General features: G+C 70.5%; 11 protein-coding genes and 1 pseudogene. 4 read left to right on the forward strand and 8 right to left on the reverse strand.

Features of this window, described 5'->3' with window-relative positions; genetic code table 11:
• The first annotated feature begins 69 nt into the window (after positions 1 to 69).
• Positions 70 to 771 (forward strand): DUF2470 domain-containing protein, encoded by a 702-nt coding sequence (locus OCT49_RS04840; protein ID WP_283850657.1) that lies wholly within the window; start codon positions 70 to 72, stop codon positions 769 to 771.
• A gap of 28 nt (positions 772 to 799) precedes the next feature.
• Here the strand turns inward: OCT49_RS04840 and OCT49_RS04845 are convergent, their stop codons facing one another.
• From OCT49_RS04845 to OCT49_RS04860, 4 genes are all read right to left on the reverse strand, one after another.
• Positions 800 to 2,182, reverse strand: a complete 1,383-nt coding sequence (locus tag OCT49_RS04845) for a replication-associated recombination protein A (protein ID WP_283850658.1) — start codon at positions 2,180 to 2,182, stop codon at positions 800 to 802.
• Positions 2,183 to 2,251: 69 nt separating this feature from the next.
• Positions 2,252 to 2,887, reverse strand: a complete 636-nt coding sequence (locus tag OCT49_RS04850; protein WP_283850659.1) for a vitamin K epoxide reductase family protein — start codon at positions 2,885 to 2,887, stop codon at positions 2,252 to 2,254.
• A 444-nt stretch (positions 2,888 to 3,331) separates the two neighbouring features.
• Positions 3,332 to 4,597 (reverse strand): histidine--tRNA ligase, encoded by a 1,266-nt coding sequence (gene hisS, locus OCT49_RS04855; protein WP_283850660.1) that lies wholly within the window; start codon positions 4,595 to 4,597, stop codon positions 3,332 to 3,334.
• 13 nt (positions 4,598 to 4,610) lie between these two features.
• Entirely contained in the window at positions 4,611 to 5,297 is a 687-nt protein-coding gene (locus tag OCT49_RS04860; RefSeq protein ID WP_283850661.1) for an MBL fold metallo-hydrolase, read from the reverse strand.
• Between the two features lie 150 nt (positions 5,298 to 5,447).
• On the opposite strand from OCT49_RS04860, the gene OCT49_RS04865 reads away from it, so the two are divergent.
• From OCT49_RS04865 to OCT49_RS04875, 3 genes are all read left to right on the forward strand, one after another.
• The gene (locus OCT49_RS04865; RefSeq protein WP_283850662.1) at positions 5,448 to 6,236 is read left to right on the forward strand and encodes a peptidylprolyl isomerase; all 789 of its coding nucleotides are present in this window, start codon (positions 5,448 to 5,450) and stop codon (positions 6,234 to 6,236) included.
• A gap of 199 nt (positions 6,237 to 6,435) precedes the next feature.
• A complete protein-coding gene (locus tag OCT49_RS04870) occupies positions 6,436 to 7,665 on the forward strand; it encodes a DUF349 domain-containing protein (RefSeq protein WP_283850663.1) in 1,230 nt (409 codons plus the stop codon).
• Positions 7,666 to 7,878: 213 nt separating this feature from the next.
• Positions 7,879 to 8,484, forward strand: a complete 606-nt coding sequence (locus OCT49_RS04875; protein WP_283850664.1) for an ALF repeat-containing protein — start codon at positions 7,879 to 7,881, stop codon at positions 8,482 to 8,484.
• Between the two features lie 16 nt (positions 8,485 to 8,500).
• On the opposite strand, the gene OCT49_RS04880 is transcribed toward OCT49_RS04875, so the two are convergent.
• The 4 genes and pseudogenes from OCT49_RS04880 to secD form a co-directional block, all read right to left on the reverse strand.
• A complete protein-coding gene (locus OCT49_RS04880) occupies positions 8,501 to 11,068 on the reverse strand; it encodes a RelA/SpoT family protein (protein ID WP_283850665.1) in 2,568 nt (855 codons plus the stop codon).
• 170 nt (positions 11,069 to 11,238) lie between these two features.
• Positions 11,239 to 11,790, reverse strand: a complete 552-nt coding sequence (locus OCT49_RS04885; RefSeq protein ID WP_283850666.1) for an adenine phosphoribosyltransferase — start codon at positions 11,788 to 11,790, stop codon at positions 11,239 to 11,241.
• A 1-nt stretch (position 11,791) separates the two neighbouring features.
• Positions 11,792 to 12,890, reverse strand: a pseudogene (gene secF, locus OCT49_RS04890) (protein translocase subunit SecF).
• Between the two features lies 1 nt (position 12,891).
• Entirely contained in the window at positions 12,892 to 14,658 is a 1,767-nt protein-coding gene (secD, locus tag OCT49_RS04895; RefSeq protein ID WP_283850667.1) for a protein translocase subunit SecD, read from the reverse strand.
• Positions 14,659 to 14,796 lie beyond the last annotated feature (138 nt).

Raw genomic sequence — 14,796 nt, forward strand, 5'->3', positions numbered from 1 at the left:
GGTGCCGATACGACGGAGGACCGATCAGATCGTGGTCAGCCGCGTCCCAGCGGGCTTGAAACCACTCGGATGCCGTCAGCAGCCGAGCGCACACGAACTCTCGTACAGAGTACCTGCTCCGCCGTACTGCTCGTTCCCGGGCTGCGCCATGTGACCTCGGACCACCTGATGCCCCTGGCCAGGAACGTGGGCCCGGACGGGGACCTGTTCCTCGAACTGCCCGCCGGCTCCCCCGCCGTACGGGCCGCCACGCACGCCGAGGACGACGAGCTGTCCGCCGTGCTGGAGATCACGGACGTCGCCCCGGTCTCCGTGCCGCACCGCATCCGCGGCCGTGCGTGGGTCTCCGGCCGGCTGACCTCTGTGCCCGGCATCTCGGGCCCCGGCCGCACGACGCTCCGGCTGGAGACGGGCGAGGCGTACGTCGACGACCTGTGGGGCGCGCAGGAGGTCGGGCCCGACGAGCTGCGGGACGCGGCCCCCGACCCGCTCCGCGGGCACGAGGCGGAGCTGCTCCAGCACCTGCACACGGCGCACGGCGAACAGCTGCGGACCCTGTGCGGACTCCTGGGCGGGCGGACGGCCCGCCGCTGCGCGGCGCATCTGCCCTCGGTCGTCCCGCTGGCACTGGACCGGTACGGGCTGCGGGTGCGACTGCGCGAGGGGGCGGGGCAGTGCTACGACGCGCGCTTCGAGTTCTCCTCGCCGGTGCGGGACCTCATCGAGCTGCGCGACGCCATGCACACCCTCTTCGGAGCGGCGGCGCGCTGAGCCGGACGGGGGGCACGGCCGGATCGCCTCAGCCCTCGGACGGGCCGGGCTCCCTGCCGGGGGCCGTGCGGCCGAGCCGCTCGCGCACCCGCTCCACCACGTCCGCGTAGCGGGCCTCCGCACCGTAGCGCGTGGGCTGGTAGTAGACCTTGTCGCGGACCGCTTCCGGCGCGTACTGCTGGGCGGCGATGCCGCCGGGGACGTCGTGCGGATACACATAGCCCTGGGCGTGCCCCAGCTTGGCGGCGCCCTTGTAGTGGCCGTCGCGCAGATGGGCGGGGACGGGTCCGGCGAGCCCCTTGCGCACGTCCTCCTGGGCGGCGAAGATCGCCAGCGTCGCCGCGTTGGACTTGGGGGCGAGGGCCAGGGCGATCGTGGCGTGGCTCAGGGTGAGCGCAGCCTCCGGGAAGCCGATCATGGCGACCGCCTGGGCGGCGGCCACGGCCGTGGGCAGTGCCGTGGGATCGGCCAGGCCGATGTCCTCGCTGGCCGAGATCATCAGCCGGCGGGCGATGAACCGGGGGTCCTCCCCCGCCTCGATCATCCGGGCCAGGTAGTGCAGCGCGGCGTCCACGTCGGAGCCCCGGATCGATTTGATGAGGGCGCTCGCGACGTCGTAGTGCTGGTCGCCGTCACGGTCGTACTTGACGGCCGCGCGGTCGACGGTCTCCTCCAGGGTCCGGAGGCTGATCTCCTTCTCCTGCTTGGCCAGCGCCGCACCGGCCGCAGCCTCCAGCGCGGTCAGCGCCCGGCGGGCGTCCCCGCCCGCGATGCGCAGCAGGTGCGTCTCGGCGTCCTGGGGCAGCGTCACCGCGCCGCCGAGCCCGCGCTCGTCGGCCAGCGCACGCCGCAGCAGGCCGCGCAGGTCGTCGTCGGTGAGCGGTTCCAGGGTGAGCAGCAGCGAGCGGGACAGCAGCGGCGAGATGATCGAGAAGTACGGATTCTCCGTGGTCGCCGCGATCAGCGTCACCCAGCGGTTCTCCACGGCCGGGAGCAACGAGTCCTGCTGCGCCTTGGAGAAGCGGTGGATCTCGTCGAGGAAGAGGACGGTCTCCTTGCCGTAGCCGCCGGTCGCGCGCCGGGCGCCCTCGATGACGGCGCGCACTTCCTTGACGCCCGCGGTGATCGCGGAGAGCTCGACGAAGCGCTTGTTGGTGGCCTTGCTGACCACGTACGCCAGGGTCGTCTTCCCGATGCCGGGCGGGCCCCAGAGGATCACCGACGAGGGGCCCGCCGGGCCGCCGCTGCCCTCGCCGACGAGGCGGCGCAGTGGGGAGCCCGGCTTGAGCAGGTGCTGCTGGCCGACCACCTCGTCGAGGGTGCGGGGGCGCATCCGGACAGCCAGGGGGCTGCCGGCCGGGTCCTTCTCCTGACGGTCCTCGGCTGCTGCGGTAAAGAGGTCGGGCTCCACGTTCCGAAGCCTATGCCACGGCACCGACATCCCCGCCGGGCCGGTCGTCCGGCGGGGGTCGCAGGCCGGTCAGCTGGTCCAGAAGTCCCACCAGCGGGTCAGGATCAGCATGCCGATGATGCCGATCCACAGGACCGGCGGTACCCAGTGGAACTCCGTCAGTCCGGTGCGCAGCCAGTTCGGGGCGGGAATGATCCGGTGCTTGATGTTGTGCGTGGTGACGTAGCAGAACATGAAGATCGTGGCGACCCAGGCCAGGCAGCACCACAGGCAGAGCGAGTTGATGTTGTAGAGCGACTGGTACTGGAGCCAGGTGCAGAAGCCGACGCCGAAGAGCGTGCCGGCGTTCATCCCGAGCCAGTACCAGCTTCGGAAGCGGGCGCCCGCGAGCAGTGCCAGCCCGATGCCGATGATCACCGGGTAGGTGGCCATGCCGAGCATCGGGTTCGGGAAGCCGAAGGCGGTCGCCTGCTCGCTCGTCATGATGTTGCCGCAGGCGACGACCGGGTTGAGGCTGCAGCCCGGCGTGAAGTTGGGGTCCTCCATCAGCTTGAGCTTGTCGATGGAGATGACCCAGGCGGCGAGGAGTCCGGCAGCGCCCGTGATCACCAGCAGCAGTGCGAGCGCCCGACTGCCGCCGATGGTCCTCGTCCCGCCGTCCTCGTCCTGGTCGGAGGAGGGATGGTCAACCGCTGCAGTCGTCATATCGCCGTTCCGTCAGTGAGTGGCCTGCTGGGCACGGTCATTGTGCCGCACCGGGGTACCGCATCTCCGTTCGATGGACATAAAGATGCGCCCATGGCTCGTTTCCGGCCGAGGCGGCGCGCGGGGGCCTTCGCGCACTCCCGGTACGCGCCCGTGCGCGCGGTCGGAGTGCCGGACCTGCGGGCATCTCGCACCCGGCACCTCCGGCCGACGCCCCGGACCCGGGAAACCGCCGGGTCCGGCACCGGCCCGGCCCGTACCGGCCGCCGTTGAGGTTTCCGATCAGGAGTCATTCGTCAGAATGAATCCACGCACGTCCAGTTGACGATGTGGCAGGCGGGAGAGCCGTCCTGCCCCGGGCCGTACGCCGCCATCGCGCCGACGAAGAACCGGCCGACCGGGGCAGGTGCCCCGATCGGCCGGCCATGGTGTTCACACCGGGTACTACCGGGCCAGGCACTCGCGGATCGTCCCGGCGATCTCCGGCAGGGGCACCGCCGTCTGCTCGCCGGACTCCATGTCCTTGAGCTGGACGACGCCCTCGGCCAGATCGCGCTCGCCCGCGACGACCGTGAACCGCGCACCCGACCGGTTCGCGCTCTTCATCGCGCCCTTGAGGCCGCGGTTCCCGTACGCGAAGTCCGCCGCCACACCGTCCCGGCGCAGCTGCGTGACGACGCCGAAGAGCACCCGGCGGGCCTCCTCGCCGAGCGGTACGGCGAACACGCTGGTGGTCGCGGGCAGTTCGAGCTCGACGCCCTCCGCCTCCAGCGCGAGCACCGTGCGGTCCACGCCGAGCGCCCAGCCGACCGACGGGAGCGCCGGGCCGCCGATCATCTCGGACAGCCCGTCGTAACGGCCGCCGCCGCCCACCGCGGACTGCGATCCTAGTCCGTCGTGCACGAACTCGAAGGTGGTGCGGGTGTAGTAGTCGAGGCCGCGGACCAGCTTCTCGTCGTCCTCGTAGGCCACGCCCGCCGCGGAGAGCAGGTCGCGCACCTCCTCGTGGTACGCCTTGCAGGCGTCGCAGAGGTAGTCGCGCAGCACCGGGGCGCCGACCAGCTGCTTCTGCACCTCGGACCGCTTGTCGTCGAGGACCCGGAGCGGGTTGATCTCGATGCGGCGGCGGGTCTCCTCGTCCAGGTCGAGCTCGCGCAGGAAGCCCTGGAGCGCGTCCCGGTAGACGGGGCGGCACTCCTTGTCGCCCAGCGAGTTGAGCAGGATGCGGAAGTTCCGCAGGCCGAGCGTGCGGTACGCCTGGTCGGCCAGGATGATCAGCTCGGCGTCCAGCGCCGGGTCCTCGGCACCGATCGCCTCGGCACCGACCTGCGAGAAGTGCCGGTAGCGGCCCTTCTGCGGGCGCTCGTAGCGGTAGTACGAGCCGGAGTACCAGAGCTTCACCGGCAGGTTGCCGAGCTTGTGGAGGTTGGCCTCCAGCGCGGCGCGCAGCACGGAGGCGGTGCCCTCGGGGCGCAGCGCGAGCTGGGAGCCGCCCTTGGTGGTGAGGGTGTACATCTCCTTGGTCACGATGTCGGTGGACTCGCCGACGCCGCGGGAGAAGAGGGCGACGTCCTCGAAGCCGGGCGTCTCGATGTAGCCGTAGCCGGAGTTCTTCAGGGGCGCGGCGAGCGCCTCGCGCACCGCGAGGTACTTGGCGGAATCGGGCGGAGTCAGGTCGTACGTGCCCTTGGGGGCCTTGAAGGTGCTCACGTTTTTTCTCTCGTCACATTCCTCGTCGGGGCGCGTCCATCCCGTTCAGGAACGGGTTGGAGACGCGCTCGCGGCCGATGGTCGTCTGGGGGCCATGGCCGGACAGCACCACGGTCGAGTCGTCGAGCGGCAGGCACACACGGGCCAGCGACTCGAGCAGCTCGGCGTGGTCGCCGCCGGGCAGGTCGGTGCGTCCGACGGAGCCGGCGAAGAGCAGGTCGCCCGAGAAGAGGATCTGCGGAACATCCGCGGCCTCGGGCATCCTGAACGTCACCGACCCCTTGGTATGGCCGGGCGCATGCGAGACACCGAATTCCAGACCGGCCAGCTTCAGGAGTGCGCCGTCGCTCAGCTCCTGGACCTCGTCCGGCTCCCCCACCGTCAGCTCGCCCATGAGCGGCATCCCGATGGAACGGCCTATGGCCTTCTCCGGGTCGCTCATCATGTAGCGGTCCGCCGGGTGGATCCAGGCGGGGACGTCGTGCGCGCCGCACACCGGGACGACCGATGCGACGTGGTCGATGTGGCCGTGGGTCAGTACGACGGCGACGGGCTTCAGCCGATGCTTCCTCAGCGCTTCCTCGACTCCGGCCGCGGCCTGGTGGCCCGGGTCGATGATCACGCATTCCTCACCGGCGGCCGGGGCGACCAGGTAACAGTTGGTCCCCCAGGCCCCTGCGGGGAACCCGGCAATGAGCACGATCGTCCTTAATGGTCGTCCGACAACGGATGGCGACTGAGAAGGTCGCGGCAGTACCAGAGCCTACCGGCGCTCCTCATTACACAGCCAACCCATATACGGTACGGGCAGCCCAGGCCCCATACGGACGACCTACAAGGAGAACACCCGGTGGTCAGCAGCGATCAGCGGCGGCGGCAGCTCGCCAGGGAGAAGTTCGAGCGGCAGCAGCAGCGCCGGGAGGAGGCCCGCCGCAGGAGCCGGCGGCTGTCGGTCATCATCGCCTCCTCGGTGGCCGTGGTGGCGGTCATCGCGGGGGGTACCTACCTCGCCATGGGCGACGACGACAAGAAGGACAAGTCCGACGCGTCCGCGAGCGCGAGCCCGTCGGCCTCCCCGTCGCCGAGCGAGAGCAGTGAGCCCGAGCCGGCGATGAAGATCGACAAGAAGGCCGAGTACACGATGTCGCTCAAGACGAGCCAGGGCGACCTCTCGTTCGCCATGAAGGCGGCGAAGACCCCGCACACCACGAACTCCTTCAAGGCGCTGGCCGACAAGGGCTTCTTCGACGGCACGAAGTGCCACCGGCTGACCACGCAGGGCATCTTCGTTCTGCAGTGCGGTGACCCCAAGGGCGACGGCACCGGCGGCCCCGGCTACACGATCCCGGACGAGAACCTGACCGCGCTGGGCAAGGCGGGTGCGGACGGCACGGTGACCTACCCGGCCGGCACGGTGGCGATGGCGAACACCGGCCAGCCGCACAGCGGTGGCAGCCAGTTCTTCCTGGTGTACAAGGACAGCAAGCTGCCGCCCACCTACACCCCGTTCGGCACGATGGACGACGTCTCGCTGAAGGCCGTCAAGGACATCGGTGCGGCGGGCGTGGCGGGCGGTGCCGCCGACGGTCCGCCGAAGAAGGCCGTGGACATCTCGAAGGCCGCCGTCGACAAGTCGTGATCCGGTCGGGGCGGCCGGACCGGCCCGGCCGGTGACGACGAGCGCGGTACGGATTTTTTTCGGCCGCGCTGAGTGCGGACAGCCGGGCGGCCGGTCGCCTAGATTGGCGTTGTGCAGGGCGGGCGCTGCCCGCCCCAGGAAACTGTGGACGATGCCAGGGGGGCGAACCCCCTCGCGGGCATCAGGTGGAGGAGGCGCTGTGAGCAGCGACCCGTGGGGCCGTGTCGATGAGACCGGCACCGTGTACGTGCGGACAGCCGACGGCGAGCAGGTCGTCGGATCGTGGCAGGCGGGTTCCCCCGAGGAGGCTCTGGCCTACTTCGAGCGCAAGTACGAGGGCATTGTGGTCGAGATCGGCCTCCTCGAACGGCGGGTGAAGACCACCGACCTGTCGGCCAAGGACGCCACGACCGCCATCGAGCACCTGCGCACGCAGGTGGACGAGCACCACGCCGTCGGCGACCTCGACGCGCTGCGCAAGCGGCTCGACGCGCTCGTCGCGGCGGTCGACTCGCGGCGCGAGGAGCGCAAGGTCCAGAAGGCCAAGCAGACCGACGAGGCGAAGCGGGCCAAGGAGGCGCTGGTCGCCGAGGCCGAGGAGCTGGCGCAGAGCGAGCAGTGGCGCTCCGCGGGCGAGCGGCTCCGGGCGCTCGTCGACACCTGGAAGGGCCTGCCGAGGCTCGACCGCAAGTCCGACGACGAGCTGTGGCACCGCTTCTCGCATGCCCGCTCGGCGTTCTCCAAGCGCCGCAAGGCCCACTTCGCGTCGCTGGACGCCCAGCGCGAGGAGGCCCGCAAGGCCAAGGAGAAGCTGGTCGCCGAGGCCGAGTCGCTCTCCGGCTCCACGGACTGGGGAGCCACGGCCGCCCGTTACCGCGATCTGATGACGCAGTGGAAGGCGGCGGGCCGCGCCCAGCGCGAGGCCGAGGACGAGCTGTGGAACCGTTTCCGCGGTGCCCAGGACGTCTTCTTCGCCGCCCGCAGCGAGGTCTTCGCCGAGCGGGACGCGGAGCAGGGCGAGAACCTCAAGCTCAAGGAGGAGCTCGCGGTCGAGGCCGAGCGGCTGGTGCCGGTGCAGGACCTGAAGGCGGCCAGGGCCGCGTTCCGGGCCATCAACGAGCGCTGGGAGGCCATCGGCCACGTGCCGCGCGACGCCCGCCCGAAGGTCGAGGGGCGGATGCATGCGGTGGAGCGGGCGCTCCAGGAGGCCGAGGAGTCGGAGTGGCGCCGGACGAACCCGGAGGCGCGTGCGCGTGCCGCGGGTCTGACCGGTCAGCTGCAGGCCGCCGTGGACAAGCTGCGTGCGCAGATCGACACGGCCCGCGCCTCGGGCAACAACGCCCGTGCCGACAAGCTGGCCAAGGAGCTGGAGGGCCGGCAGGCACTGCTCGACCAGGCGCTGAAGGGCCTGGAGGAGTTCGGCGGCTGACGCCTCCCGACTCCGCCCGAGGGGCCTTTCCGCGTTCGCGCGGGAAGGCCCCTTTCCGTGTCCGGGGCGGCGCGGACGGCAACAAGGGGGCCAGGACAACTGCCGGAACCCTGCAGTGAACCGGGGCGGGCCGAGAAGGAATGGTCTTCGCACCGGCACGCTTCCCGCGCCGGATTCCACGCGTTCACCCACGCATGTGAGGCAGGTTCACCGATGAGACCCACCCGTGTCGCCCTGAGTGCCGCAGCCGCCGTCCTCGCCCCGGCCCTTCTCCTGTCCGCTCCGGCCTTCGCCGCCGGACCGGCGTCCCCGTCCGCCACCGTCACCGCGGTGCAGGCGGACGGCGGATCGGACATCCCGGTGGACGAGATGTCCGACGACGACCTGAGGATCGCGATCCTGCGCATCCTGGCGGACGAGGACAGTGGCAAGCGGGTCGTGCGGGAGGCCAACGAGGCCCTGGACAACGGCACGACGGAAGCCATGCGGGCCTTCCTGAAGACCGGTTACCCGCTGGCCCAGGCCGAGGACGACCAGGTCGCCCTCTTCCGCATCCTCGCCGATCCGGACTCCGGGAAGCGGGTCACCAAGGAGGTCACCGCGCTCCTCGAAACCGGTACCGCGCCGGAGATCCGCCAGTGGCTGGAGACCGGCTACCGCCTCGCCCAGGCCGAGGACGACCAGGTGGCCCTCTTCCGCATCCTCGCCCGCCCGGACCTCGGCGACGCGATGCGCGCGGCGGTCATCGAGGTCATCGACGGCACGCCCGAGGAGATGCGGTACTTCCTGGAGTACGGCCAGTACGAGGTCGACGCGTAGACCACCCGGCCCGCCGCTACGGCCGGCGGGCCGAGGTCACCCGGTAGACGTCGTAGACGCCCTCCACGCCGCGTACCGCCTTCAGTACGTGGCCGAGGTGCTTCGGGTCGCCCATCTCGAAGGTGAAGCGCGAGGTGGCCACCCGGTCCCGGGAGGTCTGCACGGCCGCCGACAGGATGTTGACGTGCTGGTCGGACAGGACGCGGGTGACGTCGGACAGCAGCCGCGACCGGTCCAGCGCCTCGACCTGGATGGCGACCAGGAAGACCGAGGACTGGGTCGGCGCCCACTCGACGTCCAGGATCCGCTCCGGCTGCTGGGACAGCGAGTCGACGTTGACGCAGTCGGCGCGGTGCACGGAGACCCCGCTGCCCCGGGTGACGAAGCCGATGATCGGGTCGCCGGGGACGGGGGTGCAGCAGCGGGCCAGCTTCACCCAGACGTCCTCGACGCCCTTGACGACCACGCCCGGGTCGGCGTTGGAACGGCGCTTGCCGCGGCCGCGCGAGGGCGGCGCGCTCTCGGCGATGTCCTCGTTGGCGGCGTCCTCGCCGCCGAGCGCCTGGACCAGCTTCTGCACGACCCCGGCGGCCGCGACGTGGCCCTCGCCGATCGCCGCGTACAGGGACGAGATGTCGGGGTAGCGCATCTCGTGGGCGAGGGTGACCAGGGAGTCGCCCGTCAGGATGCGCTGGATCGGCAGGTTCTGCTTGCGCATGGCCCGCGCGATGGCGTCCTTGCCCTGCTCGATCGCCTCGTCGCGGCGTTCCTTGGAGAACCAGGCCCGGATCTTGTTGCGGGCGCGGGGCGACTTGACGAAGCCCAGCCAGTCCCGGGAGGGCCCGGCGCCGGATGCCTTGGAGGTGAAGACCTCCACCAGGTCGCCGTTGTCCAGGGTCGATTCGAGCGGTACGAGCCGTCCGTTGACCCGGGCCCCTATGGTCCGGTGGCCGACCTCCGTGTGCACGGCGTACGCGAAGTCGACCGGCGTCGCGCCCGCAGGGAGCGCTATGACGTCTCCCTTGGGCGTGAAGACGAAGACCTCGTTGCGGGAGAGGTCGAAGCGCAGCGACTCCAGGAACTCGCTGGGGTCCTCGGTCTCCTTCTGCCAGTCCAGGAGCTGGCGCAGCCATGCCATGTCGTTGACGGTGTCCTGGCTGCGGCCGGTGTTCCTGGGGACGTCGGTGCGCACCTTGGAAGCACCGGCGACGGCCTCTTGCTTGTACTTCCAGTGCGCGGCGATGCCGTACTCGGCGCGGCGGTGCATGTCGAAGGTGCGGATCTGGAGCTCGACGGGCTTGCCGCTGGGACCGATCACCGTGGTGTGCAGCGACTGGTACATGTTGAACTTGGGCATCGCGATGTAGTCCTTGAACCGGCCGGGCACCGGATTCCATCGCGCGTGGACGGTGCCGAGCGCCGCGTAGCAGTCGCGGACGGTGTCGACGAGGACGCGGATGCCCACCAGGTCGTAGATCTCGGCGAAGTCCCGGCCCCGCACGATCATCTTCTGGTAGACGCTGTAGTAGTGCTTCGGCCGTCCCGTGACGGTGGCCTTGATCCGGGCGGCCCGCAGGTCGGCCTGGACCTCGTCGGTCACTATGGCGAGGTACTCGTCGCGCTTGGGGGCCCGTTCGGCGACGAGCCGGACGATCTCGTCGTACATCTTGGGGTAGAGGATCGCGAAGGCGAGGTCCTCCAGCTCCCACTTGATGGTGTTCATGCCCAGCCGGTGTGCCAGCGGGGCGTAGATCTCCAGGGTCTCGCGGGCCTTCTTCTCCTGCTTCTCCCGCTTGAGGTAGCGCATGGTGCGCATGTTGTGCAGGCGGTCGGCGAGCTTGATGACCAGGACCCGGGGGTCCTTGGCCATCGCGACGACCATCTTGCGCACGGTCTCGGCCTGGGCGGCCTCGCCGAACTTGACCTTGTCCAGCTTGGTGACGCCGTCGACCAGCAGGGCGACCTGGTCGCCGAAGTCGCGGCGCAGGGTGTCCAGGCCGTACTCGGTGTCCTCGACCGTGTCGTGCAGCAGCCCCGCCATCAGCGTCGCCGGGTCCATGCCCAGCTCGGCGAGGATGGTGGTGACGGCGAGCGGGTGCGTGATGTACGGGTCGCCGCTCTTGCGCTTCTGACCGCGGTGCCAGCGTTCGGCGACCTGGTAGGCGCGCTCGATCTGGCGCAGCGTGGCGGTCTCGATCTTGGGGTCGTTGCCGCGGACGATGCGCAGCAGCGGTTCGAGCACCGGGTTGTACGGGCTGGAGCGCTGCACTCCGAGGCGGGCGAGCCTGGCCCGTACCCGGTTGGACGAGCCGCCGGAGCGGCTCGTGGGCGCGCTCGGGGCGAGGGGTTTGGCCGCGGGCTTCGCCGGGGGCTTCGGGGCGGACGCGGCCGGGGGTGCCGGCGCGGCCGGCTGCCCGGGGGACGCGGCCCCGGACGCCGACGTGCCCGCCCGGTCCGGGCCCGTTCCGGGCTCGGGGGCCGGGGGCTTCGGCTTGTCCGCGGGCTGCTTCTTCCCGGGCGTGACGGAGGCCGCCGCGGGCTTGTCGGGCTGCGGGGCGGCAACTGGCTGGGCCTCGTCTGGCAAGAGCGCTCCTCGTGCGGATCCGGATACCCGGAAAGGCCATCGTATCGACCCGGTGGCCGGTCCTCCCCCGGGGACCGTGAGACCCACCACAACACGGTACGGACCCCCGGTTGTTCCCGGGGGTCCGTACCGTGTCGTGCGAGGTGGCGCCGCATGCGGTCCGAGGCGGCTCAGACCGTGATCAGCACTTCCAGCGGAGCGTCGCGCAGGCCCTGCCGCAGCCGGGTGCGTCCGGCCAGGAAGCCGAGCTCCATGAGGACCGCGACGCCCGCGACCTCGGCGCCGGCCCGGCGGATCAGCTCCAGCGAGGCCTCGGCGGTGCCGCCGGTCGCGAGGATGTCGTCGATGACCATGATGCGGTCGCCGACGGACAGGTCCTCCGCGTGGATCTCGATCTCGGCGGTGCCGTACTCCAGCTCGTACGCCTGGCTGAGCGTGGCTCCGGGCAGCTTGCCCGCCTTGCGGACGGGGACGAAGCCGAGGCCGGCCCGGACCGCGACCGGGGCGGCCAGGATGAAGCCGCGGGCCTCCAGGCCGACCACCTTCGTGGCGCCGTGCCGTACGCACAGCTCCGCGAGGGTGTCGGTGAGGGCCGTGAACGCCGACGGGTCCGCGAGCAGCGGGGTGATGTCCTTGAAGATCACGCCCGGCTTCGGGTAGTCCGGCACGTCGCGGATCCGGCTGAGCAGGAGCTCACGGGTGCTTTCGGTGGTGCTGGTCATCTCAACGCTTCCCCGGGGTCCGGCCGTGGCCCCTGGGGGGGCTGCTGGCGCTGGCCGACGACCGCGGCGGCGGGGGCGGCGTCCTGGGCGGAGTCGTCCGAGGGGTCGCCCTCGGCGGACTCGCCCTTGGCGGCGGCCGCCGCGCGCTTGGCGAGGATCCGCTTCTTCAGGGCCTTCATCTGCGGGTCGCGTTCCTTGAGGTCGGCGACGAGCGGCGTGGCGATGAAGATCGAGGAGTACGCACCGGCGGCGAGACCGACGAAGAGCGACAGCGAGATGTCGTTCAACATGCCGGCGCCGAGCACGCCGCCGCCGATGAAGAGCAGGCCGGCGACCGGCAGCAGTGCCACGACGGTGGTGTTGATGGAACGCACCAGCGTGCCGTTGATGGACCGGTTGGCGATCTCGCTGTAGGTCCAGCGGGTCTGCTTGGTGATGTCGACCGTGCTCTCCTTGAGGCTGTCGAAGACCACGACGGTGTCGTACAGGGAGTAACCGAGGATCGTCAGCAGACCGATCACGGTGCCCGGGGTGACCTCGAAGCCGACCAGGGCGTAGATGCCGACCGTGATGGTGATGTCGTGGATCAGTGCGACCAGGGCCGCGACGGCCATGCGCCACTCGAAGGCGATGGCCAGGTAGATCACCACGAGGACCATGAAGATGCCGAGGCCGGTCCAGGCCTTGTTGGCGATCTGCTCGCCCCAGCTGGGGCCGACCAGGTCGGCGGCGATCTTCTCCGCGGGGACCTCGAGGTCCTTGGAGAGTTGTTCCTTGATCTGGTCCGACTTGGCGGTGTCGACCTCGGTGATCTGGATGCGCAGGCCGCCGTTGCCGAGCTTCTGGACGATCGCCTGGTGGCCGGAGGCCTCCGTCGCCAGGTCCTCCGCCTCGGCGACGGTGGCGCTGGTCTTCGGGGTGGTGAAGACCGCGCCGCCCTTGAACTCGATGCCCATGTTGAGGCCGCTGACCACCAGGCCGACGATGGCCGTGATGGTGATCAGGATCGAGACGCCGTACCAGATCTTGCGCTTGCCGATGAAGTCGTAGCCGACCTCGCCGCGGTAGAGACGGGCGCCGATGGTGCCGAGTCGCGACATCTCACGCCTCCTTCGGGTGAGTGGGGGCGGTGACACGGCGCGAGCGGCGCAGCGGCGGCTTGGCGCCGAGCCGCTTCGGGTCCAGGCCGGACCACGGGTGGCCGCTGGAGAAGAACTTCGTGCGGGCCATCAGCGTCATGAGGGGCTTGGTGAAGAAGAACACCACGACCACGTCGAGCAGGGTGGTGAGCCCCAGCGTGAAGGCGAAGCCCTGGACCTTGCCGACGGTGACGACGAAGAGCACCGCCGCGGCGAGGAACGAGACGAAGTCGGAGACCAGGATGGTGCGGCGGGCGCGCGGCCAGGCCCGTTCGACGGCCGGGCGGAGCGTACGGCCCTCGCGGATCTCGTCCCGGACCCGTTCGAAGTACACGATGAAGGAGTCGGCCGTGATGCCGATGGCGACGATGGCGCCGCAGACCGCCGGGAGGTTCAGCGCGAAGCCGATGGCCGGGCCGAGCAGCGACATGAGCGTGTAGGTCAGGATGCCGGAGGTCAGCAGGCTCAGCAGGGCGATGAACGCGAGACCGCGGTAGTAGACGAGCAGGTAGATGACCACCAGGGCGAGCCCGATGGCGCCGGCGATCAGACCGGCCCGCAGCTGCTCGCCGCCGAGCGCGGCGGTGACGGTGGTGACGCTCTGCTCGCTGAACGAGAGCGGGAGCGCACCGTAGGAGAGCACGTTGGCCAGGTCCTCGGCGGACTGCTGGGTGAAGCTGCCGGAGATCTCCGCGCTGCCGCTGAGCGTCGTGCGGACGGAGGGCGCCGAGACGACTTCGCCGTCGAGCGCGATGGCGAACTGGTTCTGCGGCTGCTGCAGCTGGGAGAGCTTGCTGGTGATCTTCTGGAACTGCTTGGAGCCCTTGCCGGTGAACTCCATCTGGACGATCCACATGCCGCGCTGCTGGTCGAAGTTGGCCTTGGCGCTGTCGACCTCGGTGCCGGACACCTCGGACGGGCCGAGGATGTACTTCTCCGCACCGTCGGAGCTGCACGCGACCGTGCTGTCGGCGGGCTTGATTCCCCGCGCGGCCTTGGAGCGGAGTTCCTTGCTGGAGCAGTCGAGCTCCGCGAACTGCTTCTGCAGCTTGGTCTCGGCGGCGTCCCCCCCGGCGGAGGGCGACGGCGAGGCGTCGGTCTTCGGCTTGGTGCTCGCGTCCGGGCTCGGCGTGGAGTCGGCCTTGAGGGCTCCGGTGACCGCGCGGCCCTGGGTGGTGGCGGTCGCGCTCGGCGTCGCCGAGGACTTGTCCTTGTCGTCCTTGTCCGTCGCGGTGGCGCCCTCCGACGCCGAGGCGCTCGGGCTGGTGGACGGGGAGGGCTTGCCGGACGACGAGGCGCCGGGGTCCGGGGTGGGCATGCCCTGGGCGACGGTCAGCACCGGCCGGAAGTAGAGCTTGGCGGTGGTACCGACCTGCTCACGGGCCTGGGCGGAGTTCGTGCCCTTGGGGATGTTGACGATGATGTTGCGATCGCCCTGGGTCTGGACCTCGGCCTCGGAGACCCCGAGACCATTGACACGGCGCTCCATGATCTGGACCGCCGTCTCCATGTTGGTCTTGTTGACCGCCGATTCCTGGCCCGGCTCGCTCTTCGCCTCCAGCGTGATGGACGTGCCACCCGCCAGGTCGATGCCGAGCCGCGGTGTCGGCTGATCAGCCAGGAACATCCCGCCGATGAGCGCGACCATGGCGATCAGGATCAGAGCCAGGGAACGCCCCGGCTTGCCCTGACCGCCGGACGCTCCCCGGCTCTTCTTCGGTGCTGCCACCTTCTCGTTTCTCCCTGTCCAACCGCCCCGCGCCGGGTACGCGCCCGAGCGGCCACGAAGTGTAGTGGGGACCCGCCCCCGCAGAAGATCGCACGGTCCGGGGAGTGTCGGACGCCGATGGGTCCGCCACTCCCCGGG

The organism is Streptomyces sp. ML-6 (genome assembly GCF_030116705.1).
Taxonomy (GTDB): Bacteria; Actinomycetota; Actinomycetes; order Streptomycetales; family Streptomycetaceae; genus Streptomyces.

Bases quoted from the DNA above. Each gene is read 5' to 3' on its own strand.
- OCT49_RS04885 (WP_283850666.1), bottom strand. From the start codon at position 11,790: ATGACCAGCACCACCGAAAGCACCCGTGAGCTCCTGCTCAGCCGGATC.
- OCT49_RS04875 (WP_283850664.1), top strand. From the start codon at position 7,879: ATGAGACCCACCCGTGTCGCCCTGAGTGCCGCAGCCGCCGTCCTCGCC.
- OCT49_RS04840 (WP_283850657.1), top strand. From the start codon at position 70: ATGCCGTCAGCAGCCGAGCGCACACGAACTCTCGTACAGAGTACCTGC.
- OCT49_RS04850 (WP_283850659.1), bottom strand. From the start codon at position 2,887: ATGACGACTGCAGCGGTTGACCATCCCTCCTCCGACCAGGACGAGGAC.